The organism is Leisingera sp. S232 (genome assembly GCF_049800895.1).
Classification (GTDB): Bacteria; Pseudomonadota; Alphaproteobacteria; order Rhodobacterales; family Rhodobacteraceae; genus Leisingera.
In genome coordinates, this window is sequence record NZ_JBNAFX010000006.1 from 1 (window position 1) to 25774 (window position 25774).

The window sequence follows — 25774 nt, forward strand, 5'->3', positions numbered from 1 at the left end:
GCCATGAGCTACAAGAGTGACATCGAGATTGCGCGTGAAGCGCAGAAGAAGCCGATCCAGGAGATTGGTGCGAAGATCGGTATTTCGGACAGCGATCTGCTGCCCTATGGGCACGACAAGGCGAAAGTCAGCCAGTCTTTCATCAACTCTGTTCAGGACAAGGCAGACGGCAAGCTGATCCTGGTGACTGCGATCAACCCGACGCCGGCAGGTGAAGGCAAGACCACCACCACCGTGGGTCTGGGCGACGGTCTGAACCGGATCGGCAAGAACGCGATGATCTGTATCCGCGAAGCGTCCTTGGGCCCGAACTTCGGCATGAAGGGCGGCGCTGCAGGCGGCGGCTATGCACAGGTCGTGCCGATGGAGGAGATGAACCTCCACTTCACCGGCGATTTCCACGCCATCACCTCGGCCCACTCGCTGCTGTCGGCCATGATCGACAACCACATCTACTGGGGCAACGAATGCGACATCGACGTGCGCCGGGTTGCATGGCGCCGGGTGGTCGACATGAACGACCGGGCGCTCCGCACCATCACCGCGTCTTTGGGCGGTGTGTCCAACGGTTTCCCGCGCGAAGCAGGCTTTGACATCACCGTGGCGTCCGAAGTGATGGCGATCCTGTGCCTGGCGAACGACCTCAAGGATCTGGAAAAGCGCCTGGGCGACATCATCGTGGCCTACCGCCGCGACAAGACCCCGGTCTATTGCCGCGACATCAAGGCAGAGGGCGCGATGACCGTTCTGCTGAAAGACGCGATGCAGCCGAACCTGGTGCAGACCCTGGAAAACAACCCGGCCTTCGTGCACGGCGGCCCCTTCGCCAATATCGCACATGGCTGTAACTCGGTCATTGCCACCAAGACCGCGCTGAAGGTTGCCGACTACGTCGTGACCGAAGCAGGCTTTGGTGCCGACCTCGGCGCCGAGAAGTTCATGAACATCAAATGCCGCAAGGCAGGCATCGCACCGTCCGCGGTTGTGCTGGTTGCCACCGTGCGCGCGATGAAGATGAACGGCGGCGTGGCCAAGGCCGACCTGGGTGCGGAAAACGTCGAGGCGGTCTCCAACGGCTGTGCCAACCTCGGCCGCCACATCGAGAACGTCAAATCCTTTGGCGTGCCGGTTGTTGTGGGCATCAACCACTTCGTGACCGACACCGATGCCGAAGTGCAGGCGGTCAAGGACTACTGCGCCGAGCATGGTGTCGAGGCGGTTCTGTCGCGCCACTGGGAGCTGGGCTCCGAGGGCTCTGCGCCGCTGGCCGAGAAAGTGGTTGAGATCGTCGAAGGCGGCACTGCCAACTTTGCGCCGATCTACCCGGATGAGATGCCGCTGTTTGAGAAGATCGAAACCATCGCCAAGCGCATCTACCGCGCTGACGAGGTGCTGGCGGACAACAAGATCCGCAACCAGCTGAAGGAATGGGAAGACGCAGGCTACGGCAACCTGCCGGTCTGCATGGCGAAAACCCAATACTCCTTCTCGACCGATCCCAGCTTGCGCGGCGCGCCCACCGGCCATTCGGTGCCGGTGCGGGAAGTCCGCCTGTCTGCGGGCGCGGGCTTCATCGTTGCGGTCTGCGGCGAGATCATGACCATGCCGGGCCTGCCGCGCAAACCGGCAGCGGAAACCATCTGCCTCAATGACGACGGCCAGATCGAAGGCTTGTTCTAAGACGCAAAATGCGCTTTTTGCGGCCCGGGGAGACCCCGGGCCGCAAGAGTTTCAAGCGCAATCCGAAGTCTGAGGCACCGCCACTGGTCCGAGGGGACGAAGACGGGAACCGGGTTTTGGAAGGAAGTGCGCGACCACTGAGAATGGTCAGAGCCTCATTTGGCCCAAAGCAATGAAAGCCGAGGCTCTGACATATGACCAAACTGACACCGCCAGAAGATTGCTTCTCGATGGAGGCGCTGCGCGCGGAAATTGACAGGCTCGATTGTGAGCTGGTGCAACGTCTGGCCGTCCGGGCGGGGTATATCGACCGGGCGATTGCGCTGAAGCAGCTCAGCGGCTGGCCGGCGCGGATCCCGGAGCGGGTCGAGGAAGTGGTCATGAACGCCCGCGCCGTGGCAGCAGGAGAGGGGCTGGACCCCGATCTGATCGAAGCCCTGTGGCGGCAGCTGGTGGATTGGTCGATTGCCCGCGAGGCGCGGGTGATCCGGGAGGAGTGATGCTGAGCAGGGCCACCTGCGGCTCGGGCATCGCGACCAACTTAGGTGTGTGATGCTGAGCAGGGCCACCTGCGGCTCGGGCATCGCGACCAACTGAAGTGAATAGACGGGCCGGAGGCCTGCGGCAAAAGGAAGAGATCAAATGGCAGCAACTCTGATTGACGGCAAGGCCTTTGCGGCCAAGGTGCGCGGCCAGGTGGCCGAACATGTGACGCGGCTGAAAGAGGAAAACGGCATCACCCCCGGCCTGGCGGTGGTTCTGGTCGGCGAAGACCCCGCCTCCCAGGTCTATGTGCGCTCCAAGGGCAAGCAGACCGTCGAGGTCGGCATGAACTCGGTGGAGCACAAGCTGGACGCAGAGACCTCCGAGGCGGATCTGCTGGCCGTGGTCGAGCAGCTGAACAACGACCCGGCGATCCATGGCATCCTGGTGCAGCTGCCGCTGCCGGGGCATCTGGACGAAGATCTGATCATCAACTCGATCGCGCCGGAAAAAGACGTGGACGGTTTCCACATCTCCAATGTGGGCCTTCTGGGCACCGGTCAGAAATCGATGGTGCCCTGCACGCCGCTGGGCTGCCTGATGATGCTGCGCGACCACCATGGCAGCCTGTCGGGCATGGATGCGGTTGTGATCGGCCGCTCCAACATCGTTGGCAAGCCGATGGCGCAATTGCTGCTGGGCGACAGCTGCACCGTGACCATCGCGCACAGCCGCACCAAGGACCTGCCCGATGTGGTGCGCCGCGCCGACATCGTGGTGGCAGCCGTGGGGCGTCCGGAAATGGTGCCGGGCGACTGGATCAAGGAAGGCGCCACCGTCATCGACGTGGGCATCAACCGCATTGAGCGGGACGGCAAGAACAAGCTGGTCGGCGACGTTGATTTTGCCTCTGCCGCGGAGCGCGCCGGCGCCATCACCCCGGTTCCCGGCGGCGTCGGCCCGATGACCATTGCGTGTCTCCTGGCCAACACCGTCACCGCCTGCTGCCGCGCCAACAACCTCCCCGAGCCAGAAGGCCTCACGGCCTGAACGGCACCGCAGAACCGCAACAGCTGAAACAGATACTCCCGCCGCATCGCCTCCCCTCTCAGCGGCAAAGCCGCCTGACGGGCCGCGGGCGGGAGTATTTTTGGAAAGATGAAAGCCTGGGTTAAGCGGAGACGGGGACCATGGTGCCCTGCAGCAGGGCGACCAGCTTTTCTTCCTTGCCCGTCACCGCGTGGACTTCTGCCGTTACGATTACCAGCCTGCGGCCCGGTTTGATGACCTTGCCGGTGGCGCGCAGGAGATCTCCGGCACCGGGGGCCAGCAGGTTGATCTTCATTTCCGCCGTCATCACTTCGCTGCTTTCAGGCATCAGGGTGAGTGCCGCATAGCCAGCCGCCGTGTCGCCGATGGCAAAGCTGAGCGCGGCGTGAGCCACGTCATGCTGCTGGCGGCTGCCGGGCAGGATCGACGCGGTGATCACCACGTTTCCCGGTGCGATGTTTTCTATTTCGGCGCCCAGGGTCTGCATCATGCTTTGCCTGGCGAAACTGCTGCGGATGCGCTGATCCATCACATCTGTCCTTTTCCTGTTGGGTTCAGCATAGATGAGGCTGACTGGCAAAAGGCGCGTGACGCTGCGCCATTTAGCGGGGCATGGGGATCGCCAGCGCTTGCGGGCCGGTTAGGATCGCCAGCGCATCTGCCGCCATCAGGGAGCTGAGCACCGGGTCACTGCTGCGCAAGCCCCCGGTATAGGTGCCAAAGGCGGGCAGGATCAGCCGGGACCGGTCCAGCAGGAAGCAGGGTCGGGAGGTGCTGCGCAGCCGCGCCTTGGGGTGATAGTGGCCTGAGATTTCCGCCTTGGCCAAGGGGGCGGCGATGTGGCGGAAGGTGAGCGGCGCAAGATGCAGCGCTGGCATCTGTTCGCCGCCCAAACCCGCAGGCGCCGGATCGTGGTTGCCGGTAATCCAGATCCAGTGGCGGTTCTGCATCAGGGCAGTCAGCTGGGATTTCTCTGCATCCGGCAAGGCCTGCGAAGCGGCGTCATCGTCGAAACTGTCGCCAAGGCAGACCACCGTTTGGGGCTGCAGACTGGCAACCAGCTCTGCAAGGCGGGTGAGCGTGTCCTGCGTCTCATAGGGTGGCAGGGCGCTGCCGCCACGCCGGGCGTGGCGTTCGGATTTGCCCAGATGCAGGTCGGAGACGCAGAGCAGGCGGTGCTCGGCCCACCACAGCGCGCCGCTGCCAAATGCGGTGAGGCGGGCGCCTGCAAGGGGGAAGTCATATCCGGTCATGGCTTGGGTGTATCTGTCACAGCCACACTGACAAGTCCTATTGCAGCAGTTTGTCCAGACCGGACTGCTGCATCAGCGCCGCAGCTTCCTGCTGCAGCAGTTTCTCTTCTGCCGCGCCCTTGACCGGAACTTTGCCAACTTCCAGCAGCAAGGGCGCCGCGAGAGGGGAGATGCGCTGCAGCCGCCGCAGGGTGATACGGCCGCGGGTCCGTTCCAGCATCTCCTCGATCCGCCCGAAATCCACCAGCCCGCGCAGGGCTTCTTCGCGGGTGATGTCCAGCAGCAGGTGTGAAGGATCGTATTTTCTGAGCGTGTCATAGAGAATGTCGGAGGAGAATGTGGCCTGCCGCCCGTTCTTGCGTGCGCCCGGCGTGTTGCGCTCAATCAGGCCAGCGATGGTGGCCGCACCGCGGAAGGCGCGTTTCATCACTGCATTGCCAGCCAGCCAGCCCTCCAGCCCGTCGCGCAAAGCTTTTGGGTCGAACAGCGGGGCTGGGTCGGTGACTTCTTGCAGCCCCCAGATCAGGGTGGCGTAGTCGGTTGAGACAAAGCCCAGTGGATCGAGGCCCAACTCCTCCATCCGCTTGGTCAGCAACAGGCCCAGGGTCTGCTGGGCGTTGCGGCCGGCAAAGCCGTAGATGCAAATATGCTCTCGGGCCTCCTGCGGGAAGCTTTCGATCAGCAAGTGGCCTGCGCGCGGCAGTTCGGAAACCTCGCGCTGCAACTCCAGCCATTCGGCGGTGTGGCGGGGCAGGGAGGGCCAGCTGTCCTCATTGAACATCTTCAGAATCCGCGCGCTGAGCTGGGTGGAGGTGGCGAATTTGGTGCCGGAAAACACCGCAATCTTGGGCTTGCGCCCGGGGTTTCGGGTCACTTCCACGGTCATTTCGCGCAGGCCCTCATAGCGCACGGTCTTGCCGCCGATCAGAAAGGTGTCGCCGGGGGTGAGGGTGGCGGCAAAGGCTTCCTCCACCTCGCCCAAGGGCTTGCCGCCGCGGCTGCGTTTCAGGCGGACCTTGATCAGGTCGGCGTCCTGAATGGTGCCAAGATTCATGCGGATGCGGCTGGCGGCGCGCGGGTCGCGCAGCTGCCATGTGCCGTCGGGGCGCTGCAGCAGGCGCTGCCACTGGTCATAGGCCTTCAGAGCGTAGCCGCCGGTGGCACAGAAATCGAGGCAGGCGTCGAATGCGGCGCGGCTCAGGGCGGCATAGGCACCGGCCCGGGTCATTTCAGCATAAAGGTCATCTGCGTCAAACGGGCCGGCGCAGGCAGCAATCAGGATGTGCTGGCACAGCACGTCGCGGGGGCCGGGCTCGCGCGGATCACCATCCAGATCGTGTTCGCGCACCGCTTCCAATGCGGCGTGGCATTCGACCACTTCGAACCGGTTGGCAGGCACCAAGAGCGCCTTGGACGGCGCATTGTAGCGGTGGTTTGCACGGCCGATGCGCTGCACCAGACGTTTCACGTTCTTGGGCGCGCCGATCTGGATCACCAGATCCACGTCACCCCAGTCGATGCCAAGATCCAGCGAACCGGTACAGACCACGGCACGCAGCTCTCCGCGGACCATGGCGCCCTCGACCCGTTCGCGCTGCACCCGGTCCAGGGCGCCGTGGTGGATGCCGATGGGCAGCGCGCCCTCATTGGCAAGCCAGAGGTTGTGAAAGAAGATCTCTGCCTGGGCGCGGGTGTTGTGAAAGATCAGCGTGGTCCTGTGCGCCCTGATCTGCTCCATCACCGCCGGGATCGCATAGGCTGCGCCGCCGCCAGCCCAGGGCGGGGCCTCTCTGGTTTCCAGCATCCTGATGTCGGGCGCCGGGCCAGGGTCGGCCAGAACGATATCGCAGGGGTCCGGTTGGCAGGCGAGGTAGCTGGCAATGGCCTGCGGATCATCCACCGTGGCCGACAGGCCCACCCGGCGCAGGTCCGGACACAGCGTCTGCAGCCGCGCCAGCGCCAGCATCAGCTGGTCGCCGCGTTTGCTCTCGGCCAGCGCATGGATTTCATCGACCACTACCCGTTTCAGCCCCTTAAACGTGCGGGCGGCGTCCTCATAGGAGGTAAGCAGCGCCAAGCTTTCTGGCGTCGTCAGCAGGATATGCGGCGGATCGGCACGCTGGCGCCTTTTGCGGCTGGCGGGCGTGTCGCCGGTGCGGTCATCGATGCGGATCGGCAGTCTGATTTCCTCAACCGGTGTGCGCAGGTTGCGCTTGATGTCTGCGGCCAGTGCCTTGAGCGGCGAAATGTAGAGCGTGTGCAGCCCGTCATGGGGGCCGTTTGTCAGCTCTGCCAAAGTGGGCAGGAAACCCGCCATGGTCTTGCCGCCGCCAGTCGGAGCAATCAGCAGGGTGCAGGGCGCCCCGGCCCGCTCCAGCATGGCGCGCTGATGCGGGTGGATGGTCCAGCCGCGGGCTGTGAACCAGCTTTCTATGGCCTTTGGCAGTTCGCTCATACCTTCCTTCTAGAGGAAGGCCCGAAACTTTTCGAAAAGTTTCGGCAAGAGCTGTTGGAAACTCTTGCCGTTGCTGGTTCCAGCCCGGGTGTCACTTCACGATATGCTCGTCCTTGACGAACATATTGGCCCAGGCACGGTCGATCAGTTCCGGTGACATTTGATAGGGGATGCCTTCGAATTCGCAGATCGAAATCATCTGATCGATCAGGAACACCGGCTGATAGTTGGCATAGATGTTGTCAATTTCCGGATATTTCTTCTTCAAGAGATGCACCAGCGCGGCTTCGTCCAGTGGCATGCCCTTCTTGCGGGCGACCATGGCAAAGATCTTGAGGAAGTTTTCCTGGTTCGGCCCGTCGATCTTGATCTTGAAGAAGATCCGGCGCAGCGCCGCTTGGTCGAAGATCTCATTCGGGTGGAAGTTGGTGGAGAAAACCACCAGCGTGTCAAAGGGCACCTCGAATTTCTCACCCGATTGCAGAGCCAGGATATCCTTGCTTTCTTCCAGCGGAACAATCCAGCGGTTGATCAGCGCCTGCGGCGGCTCAGCCTGGCGGCCAAGGTCGTCGACGATGAAGATGCCGCCGGTGGATTTCAGCTGCAAGGGCGCCTGATAGGTGCGTGCAGTGGGGTTGTAGACCAGGTTCAGCATGTCCAGCGACAGTTCACCGCCGGTGATCACGGTTGGGCGTTCACACATCACATAGCGGGTGTCAAACCGTTTGCGGCGGCGTAGGGCGTTGGGATCTTCAGGTTCCTGTTCGATCTCGGTGTGCACAATGGGGTCGAAAACGGTGATCACCTGGCCTGCGTATTCGATGGCGCGCGGCACATAGACGTGATCGCCCAGGGCATCGCGGATGCCGTTGGAGATCGAGGACTTACCGTTGCCCGGCGGGCCGTACATCAGGATTGACCGACCGGCGCTTACGGCCGGGCCGAGGTGGTCCAGCAGGCTGTTGGGCAGAACGAGGTGGCCCATGGCATTGGTCAACTGATCGCGGGTCACTTGGATGTTGCGGATCGACTGGCGCTTGACCTGTTCGCGGTAGACCGCCAGCGGCACCGGCATCGCACCAAAATACTCAGACTGGCTGAGCGCATCCAGCGCCCGCGCCTTGCCCGCGTCGGTCAATTGATAGCCCATCTCGTTGCCGCTGTTTGCATTCAGCGTGCCGGTGGCCTCCAGCAGCTTCTGCTCGCGGGCCATGTCCACCAGCTCCTGCGTCACCGAAGAAGGCAGGCAGATGGCTTCGGCGATCTCCGTCACGTTCTCCACGTTTTTGCGAAAGATGGTCTTGAGCAGGATATCCCGCATCATCACCACTGGCAGCTGCATCTGTTCCATCCCTTTGGGAGCGGGAGGGGCCATCACGGCGAGGTTCTGCATGTTCATGGCGGTGCCTGTTCCTGAAATCGATATCTGGCCCCGGGGCATGGGGCGGCTCTGGAAACAGACTATTCAGGAGTGTGGCAACAGCGGGGCAGAGCTGCAGCATTTCCGCGAAACAGCCAGGATATCCACTGCAGTTTTAACGACTGGCAGGCGCCGCGCGTTCAGCGGCGCCAGAATGTCGTCAGCTGCCGAACCAGGCAGCCAGGCCAAGGTAGAGAGCCAGGGTCGCGCCCAGGCACAGGCCCATTGGAAAGCTTTTGCCGGTGTCCCAGCTTTGCCATTGCGGCGCAAGCTGGCGCAGCGGGGTGTGTTTGGCAATGCGGTGGGCAGTGAAGCCGGCCAGCAGGGTGGCGGCAAAAATGACCATCAGAAGCCGCAGATCGCCAAGCGCAAAAAAGGGCGCGGCAACACCGGCGAATTTGGCATCGCCCGCGCCGACGGCACCAGCCGCATAGAACAGAAAACCCAGAGCGATGCCGATCGGCAGGTGTAGCAGATGCCAGCCATAGTCCGCCCAGCTGGGCATGACCAAAGCGCCAACGGCGATATAGATCACCGCCAGCAGATCAACCGCCCAGTTGGGAATGCGCATGCCGCGCAAATCTGTCAGCGCCACCGTATAGCAGAGCGGTAGCACAAACGGCAGGAACCACAGGGCTGCATAGGCCGGGAACTGCATGATTCAGCCGTTCTCCAGCGCCGCAAGCGAGCGGGCCGCCTGTTCGAAATGCTGCGGGTGCGTGTCAATGGCTTCACGCAGCAGGTTTTCGCCAACCTTGACGTCGCCCTGCTTGACCGCGGACAGGGCCAGCGTATGCAGCAGCAGCGCGCGTTCGGATTGTTCCAGTGGGATGACCGGCAGGGTGTAGTTGCGCTGCGCGCCGCGCGCCAGCACCAGATTGTTCTTGGCGGTAAACAGGCGCTGATCCTGGCGGATTGCTTCGCCGAACAGGCGCTCCGCACCGGCAAAGTCGCCGCGTGTCAGTTTGGAGTAGCCCCAGTTGTTCATCACTTTGGCTGGCGTTGTGGTCAGCCCGGTGGCGATTTCATAGAAACTGTCGGCGCGCTTCCAGTCCTTGTTGGCGTCGGCCACAATTGCTTCCAGCCGGTAGCGTTCATAGGTCTCATGGGTTGGCGGCACCTGGTCAAGCTCGGCCTTGGCCGCATCCCACTCGCCGCTGCGCACCAAAGCGCCGGCCAGCTGAACGCGGTCTTCGCTGGTCGTGCCCTTCATTGTCACCACTTTTTTCCACGCGGCGGTGCCTTCGGTATTGCGCTTGGCGCGGATCAGGGAATGCGCCAGGCCGCGCTGCAGGTCGATCCGGTTCGGGCTGGACTTGAGGGTGCGCTGGAAATGGACCACCGCCTCATTGGGGTCGGCCACCGACAGCATGACATCGTTAAGATTGCTTTCGTCGATGACGTTCACTTCTTGGAAGGCGCGCTCGACGGTTTCATCGGCCTTGTCCGCGCAGGCCGACAGGACCAACGCCCCTGCCAGAGAAGCGGATAGGAATATCTGCTGGCGCATTTGATGCGTCCTTTTTACTGCTCTGCCTCTGTTATGGTGCTTCGCGAATCAGGTAGCTGCCGCTGCCCTGCCGCACCAATTTATAGTCTTCTTTTTGCGGTTCAGTATGCGCGGGATTTTCAAGTTTTGCGAGGGCCAGCCGCAAATTATCGCGGATTGCGTCACTTTCGCCATTGTCGAGCGCATAGGCGCGCTGGAAGATCTGTACCGCTTCCGCCGTTTTGCCGCGTTCCATCAGTGCAACGCCGAGGTTGTTCATCGGTTCCGGCCAGGCCGGGTCCGCGTCCACGGCCCGGCGCAGCAGCTCCTCTGCCTGGCCCAGCCGCCTAAGGCCCAGCTTGGCGCTGCCCATGCCCGACAGCACCTCGGCAGTCAGCCCGTGATCAAGGGCAGCGCGGGTAAAGGCTTTCAGCGCGAGGTCGTGTTCGCCAGCTGCCATCAGGCGGTGGCCGACCACCAGCCCGTCTTCGGCCTGCTGGCGGTGATTGTCTCCGGGTGCCCAGGGGCTGCCCTTGTCCTGTTTCATTCCGCCCGGTGAACATGCAGCCGCCAGCGCGAGGGCGCTGGCGGCAGCTGTTGCTTTGAGCAGACGGGCAGCAGCTGCCCGAAGTGCTGTTTTCATTACTGGGGTCCCATGTTGCCCATGTTCTGGATGCCCTGCACCGATGGACCAACAAGAATGATCAGCAAGGGCGGGACGGTCAGGCCCATTGTGGCAAGTGTCATCTTCACGGGCAACTTGTTTGCAGCCTCTTCGGCGCGCATCACGCGTTTATCGCGCATTTCACCAGCATAAACCCGCAGGGCCTCAGCGATCGAGGTGCCGAAGCTGGCGGATTGGATCATCACCGTCACAAAGGAGGACACATCCTGCACCCCGCAGCGTGTGCCCATGTCCCGAAGCACCTTGTCTTTGTCCTTGCCTGCTTTCAATTCATGGGCAACCACTTCGAATTCAGAAGCCAGTTCGGGGAAGGAGGCATGCAGTTCCTTGGACACACGGACAATCGCCTGGTCCAGCGATTGGCCGGCTTCGACACAAACCAGCATCATGTCGAGCGCATCGGGAAACCCCTCTGTGATCTTCTCCTGACGTTCGCCGATGCGGCGGGTGACCCAGTATTTAGGCAGCATATAACCTGCCGCGCCGGGGGCCAGGATGCGCAGCGCCATCTGCTGGCTGTCGTAGTCCATATCGCTCTTGATCACATAGACAAAGAACAGGCCGCCCATGAGCCCCAGCAGGCCAAGGGCAAACTGCGCGAAATGGAAGAACCGCACAGAGTCCTTTGAATGATAGCCCGCCTGGCGCAGCTTCAGCTCCATCGCGGACAGCTCAGCCGCATTCTGGGGTTCCAGAAAATTGGCAAATTTCTGCAGCTGCTCGTTGCGGTTGGACTGCCGCAGCCGGTCCTTTTGCGGGGCTTTGCGGGTTTCGGGCTTAAGGTTCTTCTGCAGCTTTTTCAGCGGGTCTTCTGGCTGGTTCAGCAGCAGCGGAATGGCAAGCAGGATCATGAACAGGCCCGCAATGCCAAGCGCCAGGAGCGGTCCGAATTCGCCGAATTGCGAGGTGAGGAAGTCGTCAATGCCGGTCAAAAAATCCACGATCCGCTCCTTATACTTTGATGTTTGTCAGCACGCGCATGACAATCAGGTTGGCGGTCAGCATCACGCCCACCGCAAAACAGGCCGGGATAAACCAGGGATGGTCGATCACATCGTCGTAATAGCCCGGATCCTTGACCAGGATTCCGATCAGGCACAGCAGCGGAAAGCCCGACAGGAATTTGCCGGACCATTGCGCCTCGGCGGTGATTGCCTTGACCCGGCGAAACAGGCGAAAGCGGGCACGGATCACCTTGGCCAGGCCGGCCAGAACCTCAGCCAGGTTGCCGCCTGATTGCTGCTGGATGGTCACCGCAACCGCGAGGAACCGCATGTCCTGCATATCCAGCCGTTCCGCCATTTCCTTCAGCGCCTCACCGACGTCGCGGCCATAGGCACTTTCATCAGAGATGATGCCGAATTCAGTGGCCAGCGGGTCTTCGACCTCATTGGCGACGATCTGAATGGCAGAGGTGAACGGGTGGCCGACGCGAAGGGAGCGCACCATCAGTTCAACCGCGTCAGGCAGCTGTTCTTCGATCAGTGCCATCCGCTTGGAGGCCTTCTTGTTGACCCAGAAGAACACCGCACCAACGCCGATGATCACGGCGCCAAGGACACGGACTGGCAGCGGCGCACTGGTGCCGATGCTCAGGCCGACAAATGCAACGCCTCCCAGGGCGGCCATAATCATGATCAGCTGCTTGGGGGAAAAGGCGATGGCGGCCTTCTGGGCCCGCTCCGACAGCAGTGAATACAGCGGGATCGTCTGCGACTTGGCATGCTGGCCCAGCTCCTTGCGCAGCTGCTCCAGCACCTGTTCGCGGTTGCTGCCCTTTTCCATCATCTCCAGCCGGCGGTTCACCTTGCTGTTGAGACTGATCGATTTGCCGAAGACAAACAGATAGAGACCTTCGACCAGCGCCAGTACGCCAAAGAAGATCGCTCCATAAATAAGCGGTTCAGAACTCAGCTGCATCAGCGCGGCTCCATCACTGAGGGTTCGTAAATTGACGGCGGCAGATCATAGCCCCAAAGACGGAAGCGCTCGGAATAATGGCTGCGCACGCCTGTGGCGGTGAAATGACCAATAATTTTGTTGTCCGGTGTCAGGCCGACGCGCTGAAAGCGGAAAATTTCCTGCATCGAGATCACGTCGCCCTCCATGCCGGTGACTTCCGTGATGGAGGTCATCCGCCGCGAGCCATCCTGCAGGCGCGAGGCCTGCACAATCAGGTTCACAGCTGATGCGATCTGGCTGCGCACCGCCTTGATCGGCATTTCAATACCGGCCATGGCGATCATGTTTTCCAGACGTGAAATGCCGTCACGGGCAGAGTTCGCGTGGATTGTGGTCATCGAACCGTCATGGCCGGTGTTCATGGCCTGCAGCATGTCGATGACTTCCTCGCCACGGGTCTCGCCGACGATGATCCGGTCCGGGCGCATCCGCAGTGCGTTTTTCAGACAGTCGCGTGGGGACACTTCGCCCTTGCCTTCGACGTTGGGCGGACGGCTTTCCATCCGGCCCACATGGGTCTGCTGAAGCTGAAGTTCCGCCGTGTCCTCGATCGTCAGGATACGCTCGGCATTGTCGATGAAGGACGACAGCGCATTGAGCGTCGTTGTCTTACCGGAACCGGTACCGCCAGAGACAATAACATTCAGCCGGGTGGACACGGCTGCCTGCAGATATGCAGCCATTTCTTCGGTGAAGGCCCCGAATTGCACCAGATCGTCGATGCCCAGCTTGTCTTTTTTGAACTTCCGGATCGAAACCAGCGATCCGTCCACGGCAACCGGCGGCACCATCGCGTTGAAGCGCGAGCCATCGGCCAGACGGGCGTCCACGTAAGGGTTGCTTTCATCGACACGGCGGCCCACGGCGGACACGATCTTGTCGATAATCCGCATCAGGTGCCGCTCATCCTTGAAGGTGATGTCCGACAGTTGCAGCTTGCCGCTGCGTTCGACAAAGATCTGCTGCGGGCCGTTCACCAGAATATCGCTGACCGTGTCGTCCTGCAGCAACGCTTCCAGCGGGCCGAGACCGGTCACCTCGTCATACAGCTCTTTGTTCAGCTGCTGCCGGTCCTCGCGGTTCAGCACAATGCTCCGTTCGGCCAGGATCTCAGTTGCGATAGTCGAGATTTCGGTGCGCAGTTCGGATTCGCCTGCGTGTTCCAGTGCCGACAGGTTCAGGTTTTCCAGCAGTTCACGGTGCAGCTGGACCTTGATCTCGCTCAGCCGCTCCTTGCGCTTGCGCTCTTTGTCCATCGGCTGCGCTTCGGCTGCCTTGCTCTCCATAGGACGGCGCAGGCTGGCCGCCGGCTTGGCGGCGTCCGGTGCTGCAACCGGCGTCGGTGCTGGGGCCACGGGTTGCGCGGCCTGTTTCTTGTACTTCGAAAACATCAACTCACCCCCAATTCAATCCGCTCAGGCGGCTTCTGCTTCACTGCGGCCCAGCTCATGCAGCGAAGCCGCAAGCTTGGCGATTTCCTTGCGCAACGGGTTCTTTGCTGCAGAAACAGCCAGTGGCAGCCCATGGTCGCAGCTCTGCAGGATCTGCTTGCCGCCATCGGGCAGCTGCAAATCGATCGAGATGCCCAGGGATTCAGCCATGCGCTTGACCCGGCTCTTGCCCGTCAGATCCGTAAACTTCGGTGCCCGGTTCAGCGCAAAGCGCAGCTTTTCGAACGGCAGGTCTTCGGCTTGCAAGGTCCTCTTCAGCCGCAGCGCATTCTGGGCAGAGCGCATGTCCAGCTCAATCAGTGCGAAATAGACATGTGCAATGTTCAGCACCGTTTCGGTCCACTGCACCAGCGTGTGCGGCATGTCGATCACAACAAAATCAAAGTGGCTGCGCGCCAGCCTGATCACTCTTTCAATATCCTCAGGCGACAGCAGATCCAGCGGCACCATTTCAGAAGGTGCGGTCAGGACCTGCAGCTTGTCCTGGAACGGCAGCAGCGCCTGGCCGAACAGGTCTTCGTCCATGTTGTCTGTTTCGCTTAGCATTTCCATCACCGCTTCGCGGCGGGGCAGGTCGAGATAGGTCGCAACGGAGCCGGCTTGCAGATCCAGATCCAGCAGGCAGACGCTGGGCTCATCGTGCTCGCTGAGCGCGGCCAGCTCCCAGGCCAGGTTGACAGCCGTGGTGGTGGAGCCGGTGCCGCCGGCCAGTCCGTGGCAGACGATGACCGCACCTTCGCGCTGGCTTCCGGATTGCAGCTGATGCGGGTTCTGCGCGACCGGCGGAGCCGGTGCCTGCAACCGTTCAATGGCCGCCTGCAGTTCCTGTTCCGGCAGCGGGTAGGGGACAAATTCGTCGGCACCCTGGCGCAGCAGCGTATGCAGCGCGGTCGGGGTCACGTCTTCAGCGATCAGAATGACCTTTATGCCGCGGGATTTGGCCTGGCTGATGATTTCCCCCATCAGCGGTAAATCGCCTTCGTCGTTGCTGTCGATGGCCAGGGCGATGAATTGCAGCGGCTCGGCCTCGGCCTGGCTGAAAAAGGCCAGCGCTTCGGTAAACCCGAGATCGCCCCAAGCCTCGCCCAGGGCGCCCTCCATATCTTCAATCAGCAGGTCGAAATTCTGCACGTCACGGCTGACTGTGCAGGCAACAATCGCAGGTGTCTCTGTTTGCGGCATACCGCTGCTCATCGCCATCATCCTTGTTCACTTGGGCGGACCGGGCCTTGGGCACAGTCCGCCTCTTGGAAACAATGTCGGCGCTAATCTAGGCGATATTGGGGCCAAAAATCCCCAAATATGGGGAATTGTTACTAATTCGTAACCGCTGAAGGGGCAAACGCGCCTACTCCAGTGACCGCTCCAGCGATTGCTGCGATGTCAGCGTTGACCCCGGAACTGCGCTTTTCAGGTACTCGCGGTAGATCACCTGGGCGTATTTTCCATCCAGCAAAGACGGGTGGCGCTTCAGGAACCCGCTGACCTCAGTCACAGTCCGGCGGTTGCGGCGCTCACGCTCCGGCGTGGGAATCAGCGGCTGGGTCTCTCCAAAGGAAACCACCGCTTCCAGCCGGTTGCGGCTGATGCCGCGCGACACCAGGTAATTCACCGCCGCACGGGCCCGGCGCAGGCCCAAAGACTTGTTATAGCCGTTGCTGCCTATCGCGTCGGTATGGCCGAACACACGGAAACGCACTTCCGGGAACTGCTTGATCCAATGTGCCTGCCGATCCAGGACGGCGCGGGCGTTCTGATCCAGCCGGGCACTGTCGAAATCGAAGTTGATGGTGTTGGGGACTTCTTTTGCAAACCGGTTGGCCAGCTGGATCGCATAGCTCCGCTCGCCGCTCATCACCGCAGAGTTGTTGAGCGTGGCTTCGCCAAAGGTCGCCTTACGGTTCAGTTCCCGGCCGGCTTCGCGCTCACAGGCGGCAGCAGTCAGGAGAAGGCCGAGAATTGCAGCGGTTCTGATCATCTGTGCCACTCCCTATCAGTCCAGCACGTAGCCGTAAGAGCCGTTGAAATCCTGCTTGGCCACTTCCGCAGCAGGGCCTTTCTTGGTGCGCGAGGTGCGCCCGAACAGGAACAGATCCTTTTCGCTGGGCGGCGCAATCCGGTCGGTGGGCAGCGTCAGCGCCTCGCCACGGGTCGGTGTCACCAGATGGGCGCTGATGATGATGACCAGTTCGGTCTGCTCGCGCTGGTAGTCGGCGCTGCGGAACAGGGCGCCAAGCACAGGCACATCGCCCAGCCACGGCAACTGCGAGGAGTTGTCGAGGAATTCGTCGCGGATCAGGCCCGCAATGGCAAAGCTTTCGCCGTCGCGCATTTCCACTGTGGTCGATGTTTCCCGGCGCGAGAAGGCGTCGATGGTCAGACCGTTCAGCTCCAGAGAGTTGGTGGGGTCGATTGCGGATACAGCTGCGTTCAGCTCCAGATTGATAAGATCGCCGTCAACAACCCGCGGAATGAAGTTCAGTTCAATGCCGAAAGGCTTGAATTCAACCGTGATCACACCGTCTTCCTGAGCCACCGGAACCGGATATTCGCCGCCGGCCAGAAACTTGGCTTCCTGTCCCGACAGGGCAGACAGGTTCGGCTCGGCCAGGGTGCGGACAACGCCTTTCTGTTCCAGGGCTTCCAGCAGCAGGCTGACCTGCACGGAGCCTGCATTGAAGCCAAACAGGAAGGCGCCGGTGTTGGCATTGGCAGCCGGGATGTTGCCCGCCAGCGAGTTTGCCAGCGCGCCGGAGGTGTTCAGCGTGTTCACGCCGCCGGTGCGGCCATTGCCGGTACCGCCGTTGAAGCCAAGCGAAGCACTGAGGGATTTGGAAACCGAACGTTGCATCTCGGCAAAGCGAACCTTGAGCATCACCTGCTGCACGCCACCCACCGACATCAGGTTGCTGACCCGTTCCGGCGCATACCGCTCTGCCAGGTCCAGCGCCCGCTGCAGGCGGGCCGCGCTGGACACAGTGCCCGACAGCACAATGCCGTCGTTGGCAGTGCGCACTTCGATCTTTTCATTGGGCAGGATCTGGCGCAGGCGCTGCTTGAATTCGGTCACATCTGCTGCAACCCGGACATCCACATTGGTGATCAGCCGCCCGGACGCGTCGAGCAGGGTCAATGTGGTCAGGCCCGGCGATTTGCCCAGCACATAGATTGTTCGGTCAGAGAGGGAGGAAATGTCAGCGATGCCTGGGTTTGCAATGCTGAGCTCCGCAAAGGGAGTTTCGCTTTCCACAACCACGGCGCGGTTCATGGGCACATCCAGCGTGGACGCCGTGCCCTTCTTAACCACCCGCACGGACTGCGCCGATGCCCCATCTGCATTTGGTATGCCAAATAGCGAAAGCCCCATCAGGGCCGCCGCCGCGAACCGTCGAATTGCCATGTGACCTGCCTTTCCGATCACGCCTCATTTATCGGGTCTTTTTGCCCGCTGTTTCCCGCACTGTGGTGCAGTTCCCGAATTATTGCAAGAATCAAAGGCTTCGAAGCCTTTGCTAAGGAATTGGCAATGTGTGGCCACGGCAACAGGCACGTCAGCCGCGCTTGACATTGAAGCGCGGCTGAACTCGTTAACAAACTGTGAAGTAAGGGGAAATTCAGTTGGAGCAGGGGATCGGGATTTCCACCACCTCTGCGCCGCGGCGGGTGCGGACAGTACAGACTTTCTCCCGCTCAATCTCTGGCTGAATTTCGATTGCACCCAGTCCCAAAAGTTTGCGCTGGTCGACTTCAATGACGGAGGCAACGGTATCATCGCCTGCGCCGACCAGTGCCAGCGTCAGTTTGCCGGTGCTTTGCGCCTGAGCAAGGGCGGCAACCTGTTCCGGTTTGGCGGCAACCGTGACAGTGCGGGCGATAACAGCACCGTTAATGTCATTGTTTGCCTTCTGATCGACTGCAATCAATTCCACATTGGTCTCGATCAGCCGGGTGAACTCGCCCTCGGCAGCGCCGGCCTGGCGGACCTGACCGGTCCAGTAGATATCGACCTTGTCACCGGGGCGCAGGAAGCCAGAGACGCCCGAAGAGACATCGACCCGGATCGCAAAGGCACGCATACCGCGTTCCAGCCGCGATGTGATGCCGGCATCTTCACCCGGCAGGGTGACCTTGCTGGCCAAGATCGCTTCGTTCTTTTCCATCGTGCGCAAAATGACACGCGGGGTTTCATCGGCACCGGGCGGAAACAGGGCTTCCAGGCTGGTGAACACACCTTCAGGAAGGCTTTCCTGCGGCCAGCGGACTTGGCGAATGTTTTCCTTGGTCAGCCGGTGGCCGTATTTCAAAGTATCTGTTGCGACAAAGATGTCGACGGTGGGAATAGTCTCCACCCGGGAGGCACGTTCCTGAGCCAGAGCCTGCTGGTATGAGCTAATGTACTTCTTTGCCATCACCACGGCGCCACCGGCCAGGGCAACCCCCAGGATGAGAATAAGTCCGAATACTGTTCGCATGACGCTCCTTTGGCCACTTTTCCGGCATGGAAGCCGTGCCGTGACTCTAGCTTAGGTTCCGGTCATCATGATGCGCGGCTGGATCTCCGCTGCCGCCTCGGGCGGCAAATCCCATGATGAAAGCCGCCCGCTTGAGGGCAGGCGGCTTCCGTAGCTCGGTTAGACGTACGCCTAAACTTAGGTCGGGTCGGTGCCCAGGCTGTAGGAGGACGGCACGGAGCTGGTCAGGGCAGTGCCAGTTGCATCTGCAACATCGTCAACGCCTTGTGCAACGCTGGTGTAGGCAACACCGGCCAGGGCTGCGACTGCTGCGGTCAGCACGACCCAGTCAACAGTTACGGCGCCGTCTTCGTCTTTACGGAAGTTTTTGATGAACTTGATCATGGTATGGTCCCTCCAAAGGATCTCTAAATTTGCTTCATCCTGCCGTCGCTCTGGAACCTGCTCTCTCACCAGCTTTGGTTCCTGTCCGGCTTGGATGAACATATATAGCCAGTGCAGCGTGGCAGGATTTGGGCTGAAAGCCGCAAAGCGCTGCCCAATTTTAACTTTTCAAAAATACTTTTGGTAACCTGCTGTTTTCTAAGGGTTAAAAATTCGTTACCCTCCAGCTTCTCGTGGTATTTCCGCGCCAGTTGGGGGCAAATATGGCAAATGCGCCAGATTCTGATGCGGAAAAGCTGGAATTTCCCCGCCAGATTCCCGAGTCTCGGGGCAAAGCAAAACAAAGGCAGGCAGAGTAATGTCAGTGCGTGACGTAGTATTGGCGGCGGTGCTATGCGGTTTGCCCGTGGCTGCACCGGGGCAGGAGGCGCCGAAGCCATTTCCCGAGTTTGAGGCAAAGCGGATCAAGCCGCCGCTGCCGGGAACGGGCAAGCGTATCATCGTGCAGATTGAACCGCAGCCCGAAGCTGCGGTTGCCGAACCGGCATTGGACGCGCCTGAGGCAGACGGCGCCGCAGTGCCGACTGCGACCGGGCGCTATGGCTGGTTCTGGGATAAGGTCGCGCCAGGTTTGGAAGGCGCTGGGCCGGGGCGGCTGGATGACGCCTTGCAAGCATTGAAGGGGGCCAAGGGACCGCCGGCGCCGCGGCTTCAGCTGCTGCAGGAAATCGCACAGCAGCGCGGCGTGCAGATTCTGATCGAAAGCGCAGGCACTGAAGTGTCTCCTGCGTTGGTGCTGGCGGTGATTGCCGTCGAATCCGCCGGCAAGCCGGATGCGGTCAGCTCTGCAGGGGCGCAGGGGCTGATGCAGCTGATGCCGGCCACCGCCGAGCGGTTCGGGGTCAGTGATGCTCTGGAGGCCAAGCAGAACATCGCGGGCGGCGTCCGCTATCTCGACTGGCTAATGAAGGAGTTCGGTGGTGACCCGCTGCTGGTCCTGGCCGGCTACAACGCAGGCGAGGGCGCGGTGCGCAGCCATCAAGGGGTGCCGCCCTATGCCGAAACCCGTGATTACGTGCCCAAGGTTCTGGCCGCCTATCAGGTGGCGCGCGGCTTGTGCACGACGCCGCAGATGTTTCTGTCCGACGGCTGCATGTTCCGGATGCAGAACTGAAACCGCGCTGCACGGCTAATGCGGCCGGTGGCAGAGGCGGGGATTCGGGCGGATGTTTGCTCACCGGGTCGCGCAGGCCCTGTTCCGGGCGGGTTGGTGGCGCATCGCAGGGTGTTGCGCATCCACCGCACGCCCCCTTCACGTGATCCTCACATGTAAATGCCAAACTGCCTCCCGATCGCGATCTACCGCCATGGCTCCGCGCATGGGCCATGATACGAGGCGCAGGCATCTATGGGCTGCCTGCGCGACACCCCGGAACCGGCCCTGATAAAAAGGGGGTCGTCCAGGATATCCTGTCCGAGCAGGCCCCCTGTGGGGTTCTGTCCACTTCCACCCGGCGGCGCCGCCCCCTGAAACGGGACCTCAGGCACAACCGAACGGAACGAACGAAAAAAGGAACCCGCAAAGATCCGCACAGAAAAACCGCCAAGGGCAGAATGCCCCGGGTGGCTAGATCTGCTGTGTGCCTGGGGCCTGTGCATGACGCCGCCGCTGATCCTGCCGGTTGACCAGGGCGTCTGATCCTAAATGGGCTGAGCCTTTGCTGAGGTCTACTCCTGGTTTTACGGAGAAATTATGTTTCCTGTGGCAGTTGGCCTTGTTGCTGCCCGAGTTGACTGATTTTTGACCGGTATTTTCAGGCGCTCAAGCTAATGGAGGCATGATTTGGATTTAGGTATTGATCCGTCGGCGGTGGCCGCGGGGTCACAAGAACTGACCAATACATTTGTTATGTTTGGAACCATCGCGTTTGTCGGCATTGTGGGCAGAATGGTTTTTGTTGCCTTTGGCCCCGGAATTGCAAAAGCAGCCCCATTCAAGAATTTCTCGGCAGGTGGTTTCATCCTGCTGGCGGCAGCGCTGTTTGCCGGGGGTCTCTATGCTTCTGGTAAAACAACCAAGGCCACGGTGCTCTTTAAACAGCATCTGGTGGAGCCCGTCATCGTCACCTGGCTGGGCAACGACAGCTGTGAACCGGCAAGCGGCAGCTATTGCGTGGTTGTCTTTGAAGGCCGACAGGAGAAGATCGTCAACTGGTACAACAAACGGGTTTCAGTGTACGAGATCGTCAACCCGCCGCAAGGCGCAGTCTGGCACACTCTTCGCCCCCGTCACCGGCCCGATCTGGCAGCCGGAGTATAGGCCAGAACGAGAACGGCCCGCCAGAAACTGGCGGGCCGATGTTGCTGCATAAAGAGCGAAGTGTCAGTCGACAATGGTGGCTTCGGTGGCGGCGCGCAGCGCGTCTTCGCTGACACCCTCGGCCAGCTCAACGATCTTCAGCCCGCCTTCGACCACATCCAGCACTCCCAGATTGGTGATGATCCGGTCTACAACACCCTTGCCGGTCAGCGGCAGGGTGCAGCCCTTCAGCACCTTGCTGTCGCCGTGTTTGTTGGTGTGGTCCATGACCACCACCACCCGGCCGACGCCTGCAACCAGATCCATGGCGCCGCCCATGCCCTTCACGAGCTTGCCGGGGATCATCCAGTTCGCCAGATCGCCGTTCTCGGCCACTTCCATGGCGCCCAGGATCGCCATGGCGATCTTGCCGCCGCGGATCATCGCAAAGCTCTGCGCCGAGTCGAAATAGGCGGTCTGCGGCAGTTCCGTGATGGTCTGCTTGCCCGCATTGATCAGGTCGGCATCTTCGTCGCCCTCATAGGGGAAGGGACCCATGCCCAGCATACCGTTTTCCGACTGCAGGGTCACTTCCACACCCTCGGGGATGTAGTTGGAGACCAGCGTCGGGATACCGATGCCCAGGTTCACATACCAGCCGTCCTGCAGCTCCTGCGCGGCCCGTGCCGCCATCTGATTACGATCCCAGGGCATTATGCTTGCTCCTTCTGACGGACAGTGCGCTGTTCAATGCGTTTCTCGTGCGCGCCTTGGATGATGCGGTGCACATAGATGCCGGGCAGGTGGATGCTGTCGGGATCCAGGCTGCCGGTGGGCACGATTTCCTCGACCTCCACCACGCAGACCTTGCCGCAGGTGGCCGCTGGTACGTTGAAATTGCGGGCGGTCTTGCGGAACACCAGGTTGCCGGTCTCATCCGCCTTCCAGGCCTTGACGATGGCGAGATCGGCAAAGATGCCTTCCTCCAGGATGTAATCCTCCATGGCGCCGTCCGCGCCGGTGGGGAACTGCTTTTCCATCTTGCCCTCGGCAATCACGGTGCCCACGCCGGTCTTGGTGAAGAAGCCGGGGATGCCGGCACCGCCTGCGCGCATGCGCTCGGCCAGGGTGCCTTGCGGGTTGAACTCCAGCTCCAGTTCGCCGCTCAGATACTGGCGCATGAATTCAGCGTTCTCTCCCACGTAAGAGGAGATCATCTTTTTCACCTGCCGGGTCTGCAGCAGGATGCCGATGCCAAAGTCATCCACGCCTGCGTTATTGGACGCAAAGGTCAGGTCCTTGGTACCCGCGTCCTTGATCGCCTGGAGGAGGAGTTCGGGAATGCCGCAGATGCCGAAGCCGCCCGCGGCGATGAACATGCCGTCGTGAAGCAGCCCGTCGAGCGCTTCAGCAGCGCTGGAATATACCTTTTTCATGGAGTTCTCCCATTATGCCGGTTGCGCTGAGTTCTGGCGGTCGGCCGGGGCGGAGTCAATGAATACGCAGGGGGCTGCGTATTTCTACGGAAGACAGCAAAGGAGCGGCTCCCGCGCCCTTCAGGAGCGTTTGCCTGCGGCAAATGCTCCAACAGGCTTGGGCGTGGCGCCGCTGCGCGGCGCAAAAAAGAAGTTGGCTGAGATGCTCTGAAAGGGCAGGTCTGCCCTGTCAGAGCAAACGCCAGTGTGTTCTTGTTTCCCAGCGCCTCAAGGGCAAGCCGCTGGCGCGGCGGCTGCGCCGCCCTTGACCCGCAGCGAAACGGGGGGGAGGGGCCAGAAAGAGAAGCCGCCCGCGCCGCGCCAGCGGCGCCGGGCCCAACGGTGAGGGCGCATTTCAATGCGCCCGGAAGCGGCGGGAGCACCCCGCCTGCGGTCATTCCTTGGCGGCAGCTTTCTTCGGCGCGGCCTTCTTCTTGGCGGCGGGTTTCTTCGCTGCCGTTTTCTTCTTGCCGCCTTTTGAGGATTTTTCAGCGATCAGCTGCACAGCCATTTCCATGGTCACGTCCTTGGGCTCTACATCCTTGGGCAGGGTGGCGTTCACCTTTTCCCATTTGACATAAGGCCCGTAACGCCCGTCCAGGATGTTGACGGCGCCGCCGCTATCGGGGTGTTCGCCCAATTCCTTCAGCGGCTTAACGGCAGCCCGGCTGCCGCGGCGCCCGGGGTTGGCGCGCTTCTCTGCCAGCATCTCCACCGCCCGGTTCATGCCGATCTCAAAGACATCCAATGTGTCTTTGAGGTTCACATACACCGGCTTTTCATCATCGGGCAGCTGATGCGCGATATACGGCCCGAAGCGGCCCAGATTGGACTGGATGGCGCCGCCATCCGGGTGCTGTCCGATCTCGCGCGGCAGAGTCAGCAGGGTCAGCGCCTGTTCCAGAGTGAGCTCATTCGGGCCCCAGCCCGGCAGGAAATCCTTGCCCTGCTTGGGCAGCGAAGACCGCGGCGGCTTCTTGTTCTCGGGGGTGGCTTCGCCGCGCTGTACATACGGGCCGAAGCGGCCGGATTTCAGGTGGATCTCATCGCCCGCATCCTCGCCCAGAATACGCTCATAGCCCTCGGCGCCTTCACCCGAGATCGGCCGGGTATAGTTGCACTCAGGATAGTTGCCGCAGCCGACAAACCCGCCGGTGCGCGATGTTTTCAGATGCAGCTGGCCAGCGCCGCATTTCGGGCAGCTGCGCGGGTCGGTGCCGTCCTCGCGTGGCGGATACAGCTGCGGCGCCAGCGCGTCGTCCAGCACATCCAGCACCTCGGTGATGCGCAGATCGGAGGTTTCCGAAATCGCCGCCGAGAAATCGCGCCAGAACCGGCCCAGCAGGTCCTTGTAGTCGCGCTGGCCCGCGCTCACATCATCCAGCTCTTCCTCGAGGTTGGCGGTGAATTCGTATCCGACGTATTTGCGAAAGAAGTTCAGCAGGAAGATGGTGACGATCCGCCCCTTGTCCTCGGGGAACAGGCGGTTCTTTTCCTTGCGGACGTACTCGCGGTCCTGGATCGTGGTGATCACAGACGCATAGGTCGAGGGGCGGCCGATGCCCAGCTCTTCCATCCGCTTGACCAGGGTTGCCTCGGTGTAGCGCGGCGGCGGTTGGGTGTGGTGCTGCAGCGCCAGCACGGCGCCGTCATCTGACAGGGCTGAGGCGTCCTTGCCGGCCTTTTCGGCCTGCGCCGCCAGGGAGGAGGCAAATTTCAGCGCCTCGCCCTGCATGATCTGTGGCAGACGCTTGTCATCCTCGTCCGCCACATCGTCGCGGCCTTCTTCGTAGACGCGCATAAAGCCGTCAAACAGCATCACCTGACCGGTGGCACGCAGAACGATCTGTTTGTCATCCGAGCCGATATCGACGGTGGTGCGTTCCAGCCGGGCGCCTTCCATCTGGCAGGACAGGGTCCGCTTCCAGATCAGGTCATACAGTTTGCGCTGATCGTCTTCGGACAGCTTCAGCGAAGCTGCGTCGCGGCCCATGTCGGTCGGGCGGATACATTCGTGCGCTTCCTGCGCGTTCTTGGCCTTGTTCTTGTAGATCCGCGGGCTGGACGGCACGTAGTCCGCGCCATAGCGCTTGGCGATCTCGTCGCGGGCGGCCTGTACGGCCTCCGGCGCCATGTCGATGCCATCGGTCCGCATATAGGTGATGTAGCCCGCCTCATAGAGCCGCTGGGCCGCGCTCATGCATTGTTTGGCGCCCATGCCGAACTTGCGGCTGGCCTCCTGCTGCAGGGTCGAGGTCATGAAGGGCGCAGAGGGGTTGCGGGCGGCAGGCTTGGCCTCCACCGACAGCACCGACAGTTTGCGGGATGCCACGGCCTGCACCGCCAGTTCGGCGGCAGTGGCGTTCTTCAGACTGTATTTGTCCAGCTTCTCGCCGCCCAGAACAGTCAGGCGGGCCTCGAATTCCTGGCCGCGCGGTGTGGCCAGCTGGGCGCGTACTGACCAGTACTCCTGCGGATTGAACGCCTCGATCTCCGTCTCGCGTTCAACGATGAGCCGCAGGCAGACAGACTGCACCCGGCCCGCAGAGCGGGCGCCCGGCAGCTTGCGCCACAGCACCGGCGACAGGTTGAAGCCCACCAGATAGTCCAATGCGCGCCGCGCCAGATAGGCCTCGACCAGCGGCATGTCGACCTGGCGCGGGTTCTTCATCGCCTCGGTCACCGCTTCCTTGGTGATCGCGTTGAAGGTCACCCGGCTGACGGCGGTGTCTTTTTTGATCGAACGGCGCTTGGTCAGAGCTTCCTGCAAGTGCCAGCTGATCGCCTCGCCCTCGCGGTCGGGGTCGGTTGCGAGAATCAGCGCATTGTCGTCTTTCAGCGCGTCGGCGATGGCCTTCACATGTTTGCGGGAATCATTGGCGACCTCCCAGGTCATGCCGAATTCATTGTCGGTGTCGACCGATCCGTCCTTGGGTGGCAGGTCGCGCACATGCCCGTAAGACGCCAGAACCGTAAAGTCGGGGCCAAGATATTTATTGATTGTTTTTGCTTTGGCCGGGGATTCGACAACAACTACTGGCATAAATTTTGATACCTCTTCGGACCGCTTTGCCGGGTTCTATGGCGGCGCAGGATGTGGGGCGCAAGGGGAGAATGTCAATCCAGGCTCTGTCGAAGCTGCGCAATTCCAGCATTTCTGCCGCTGCAGAGGGCTGGGCCGGACGTGGTCCTGGCACCGGGAAAGGAACTGTTAGG

At 61.5% G+C, this 25774-nt stretch carries 23 protein-coding genes; 5 read left to right on the top strand and 18 right to left on the bottom strand.

Annotation, left to right across the window (positions count from 1 at the left end):
* The first annotated feature begins 3 nt into the window (after positions 1-3).
* The 3 genes from ACP151_RS06320 to folD all read left to right on the top strand — a co-directional run bounded on the left by ACP151_RS06320 (position 4) and on the right by folD (position 3213).
* Entirely contained in the window at positions 4-1680 is a 1677-nt protein-coding gene (locus tag ACP151_RS06320) for a formate--tetrahydrofolate ligase (RefSeq protein ID WP_424978158.1), read from the top strand.
* A 194-nt stretch (positions 1681-1874) separates the two neighbouring features.
* The gene (locus ACP151_RS06325) at positions 1875-2180 is read left to right on the top strand and encodes a chorismate mutase (protein ID WP_424978025.1); all 306 of its coding nucleotides are present in this window, start codon (positions 1875-1877) and stop codon (positions 2178-2180) included.
* A gap of 142 nt (positions 2181-2322) precedes the next feature.
* Positions 2323-3213, top strand: coding sequence for a bifunctional methylenetetrahydrofolate dehydrogenase/methenyltetrahydrofolate cyclohydrolase FolD (gene folD, locus ACP151_RS06330; protein WP_424978026.1), 891 nt, complete (start codon positions 2323-2325; stop codon positions 3211-3213).
* A 121-nt stretch (positions 3214-3334) separates the two neighbouring features.
* Here the strand turns inward: folD and ACP151_RS06335 are convergent, their stop codons facing one another.
* From ACP151_RS06335 to ACP151_RS06405, 15 genes are all read right to left on the bottom strand, one after another.
* Complete coding sequence (locus ACP151_RS06335; protein WP_424978027.1) at positions 3335-3742, bottom strand: PaaI family thioesterase; 408 nt, start codon at positions 3740-3742, stop codon at positions 3335-3337.
* Positions 3743-3815: 73 nt separating this feature from the next.
* Positions 3816-4466, bottom strand: coding sequence for a ligase-associated DNA damage response endonuclease PdeM (gene pdeM, locus ACP151_RS06340; RefSeq protein WP_424978028.1), 651 nt, complete (start codon positions 4464-4466; stop codon positions 3816-3818).
* A 37-nt stretch (positions 4467-4503) separates the two neighbouring features.
* Positions 4504-6921 (bottom strand): ligase-associated DNA damage response DEXH box helicase, encoded by a 2418-nt coding sequence (locus tag ACP151_RS06345; protein ID WP_424978029.1) that lies wholly within the window; start codon positions 6919-6921, stop codon positions 4504-4506.
* Between the two features lie 91 nt (positions 6922-7012).
* On the bottom strand, positions 7013-8320 hold the full coding sequence (locus ACP151_RS06350) for an ATPase (RefSeq protein WP_424978030.1): 1308 nt from the start codon (positions 8318-8320) through the stop codon (positions 7013-7015).
* A gap of 181 nt (positions 8321-8501) precedes the next feature.
* A complete protein-coding gene (locus ACP151_RS06355; protein ID WP_424978032.1) occupies positions 8502-8999 on the bottom strand; it encodes a prepilin peptidase in 498 nt (165 codons plus the stop codon).
* Positions 9000-9002: 3 nt separating this feature from the next.
* Entirely contained in the window at positions 9003-9851 is an 849-nt protein-coding gene (locus ACP151_RS06360; RefSeq protein WP_424978033.1) for a tetratricopeptide repeat protein, read from the bottom strand.
* 31 nt (positions 9852-9882) lie between these two features.
* Positions 9883-10473, bottom strand: coding sequence for a tetratricopeptide repeat protein (locus ACP151_RS06365; RefSeq protein ID WP_424978034.1), 591 nt, complete (start codon positions 10471-10473; stop codon positions 9883-9885).
* Complete coding sequence (locus ACP151_RS06370; protein ID WP_424978035.1) at positions 10473-11456, bottom strand: type II secretion system F family protein; 984 nt, start codon at positions 11454-11456, stop codon at positions 10473-10475. Before ACP151_RS06370 ends, ACP151_RS06365 begins: the two co-directional genes overlap by 1 nt.
* Positions 11457-11466: 10 nt before the next feature.
* Positions 11467-12435, bottom strand: coding sequence for a type II secretion system F family protein (locus ACP151_RS06375; RefSeq protein ID WP_424978036.1), 969 nt, complete (start codon positions 12433-12435; stop codon positions 11467-11469).
* Positions 12435-13868 (bottom strand): CpaF family protein, encoded by a 1434-nt coding sequence (locus ACP151_RS06380; RefSeq protein WP_424978037.1) that lies wholly within the window; start codon positions 13866-13868, stop codon positions 12435-12437. Before ACP151_RS06380 ends, ACP151_RS06375 begins: the two co-directional genes overlap by 1 nt.
* Positions 13869-13892: 24 nt before the next feature.
* Positions 13893-15122 (bottom strand): AAA family ATPase, encoded by a 1230-nt coding sequence (locus tag ACP151_RS06385; protein ID WP_424978038.1) that lies wholly within the window; start codon positions 15120-15122, stop codon positions 13893-13895.
* A 154-nt stretch (positions 15123-15276) separates the two neighbouring features.
* Entirely contained in the window at positions 15277-15906 is a 630-nt protein-coding gene (locus ACP151_RS06390; RefSeq protein ID WP_424978039.1) for an OmpA family protein, read from the bottom strand.
* A 15-nt stretch (positions 15907-15921) separates the two neighbouring features.
* A complete protein-coding gene (locus ACP151_RS06395) occupies positions 15922-17328 on the bottom strand; it encodes a type II and III secretion system protein family protein (protein WP_424978040.1) in 1407 nt (468 codons plus the stop codon).
* A gap of 214 nt (positions 17329-17542) precedes the next feature.
* Positions 17543-18400 (bottom strand): Flp pilus assembly protein CpaB, encoded by an 858-nt coding sequence (gene cpaB, locus ACP151_RS06400; RefSeq protein WP_424978041.1) that lies wholly within the window; start codon positions 18398-18400, stop codon positions 17543-17545.
* 177 nt (positions 18401-18577) lie between these two features.
* The gene (locus ACP151_RS06405) at positions 18578-18784 is read right to left on the bottom strand and encodes a hypothetical protein (protein ID WP_424978042.1); all 207 of its coding nucleotides are present in this window, start codon (positions 18782-18784) and stop codon (positions 18578-18580) included.
* A 358-nt stretch (positions 18785-19142) separates the two neighbouring features.
* Here ACP151_RS06405 and ACP151_RS06410 point away from each other — a divergent pair, with 358 nt between their 5' ends.
* Together ACP151_RS06410 and ACP151_RS06415 are read left to right on the top strand one after the other, a co-directional pair.
* Positions 19143-19958 (top strand): lytic transglycosylase domain-containing protein, encoded by an 816-nt coding sequence (locus ACP151_RS06410; RefSeq protein ID WP_424978043.1) that lies wholly within the window; start codon positions 19143-19145, stop codon positions 19956-19958.
* Between the two features lie 669 nt (positions 19959-20627).
* Positions 20628-21104, top strand: a complete 477-nt coding sequence (locus tag ACP151_RS06415) for a hypothetical protein (protein ID WP_424978044.1) — start codon at positions 20628-20630, stop codon at positions 21102-21104.
* A 63-nt stretch (positions 21105-21167) separates the two neighbouring features.
* On the opposite strand, the gene ACP151_RS06420 is transcribed toward ACP151_RS06415, so the two are convergent.
* The 3 genes from ACP151_RS06420 to topA all read right to left on the bottom strand — a co-directional run bounded on the left by ACP151_RS06420 (position 21168) and on the right by topA (position 25601).
* A complete protein-coding gene (locus ACP151_RS06420; RefSeq protein WP_424978045.1) occupies positions 21168-21797 on the bottom strand; it encodes a 3-oxoacid CoA-transferase subunit B in 630 nt (209 codons plus the stop codon).
* The gene (locus ACP151_RS06425) at positions 21797-22519 is read right to left on the bottom strand and encodes a CoA transferase subunit A (RefSeq protein WP_424978046.1); all 723 of its coding nucleotides are present in this window, start codon (positions 22517-22519) and stop codon (positions 21797-21799) included. The genes ACP151_RS06420 and ACP151_RS06425 overlap by 1 nt, the downstream gene beginning before the upstream one ends.
* A gap of 433 nt (positions 22520-22952) precedes the next feature.
* Positions 22953-25601 carry a type I DNA topoisomerase gene (gene topA, locus ACP151_RS06430; RefSeq protein ID WP_424978047.1) on the bottom strand — a complete coding sequence of 883 codons (2649 nt, stop codon included), beginning with the start codon at positions 25599-25601 and terminating at the stop codon, positions 22953-22955.
* Positions 25602-25774: the final 173 nt, after the last annotated feature.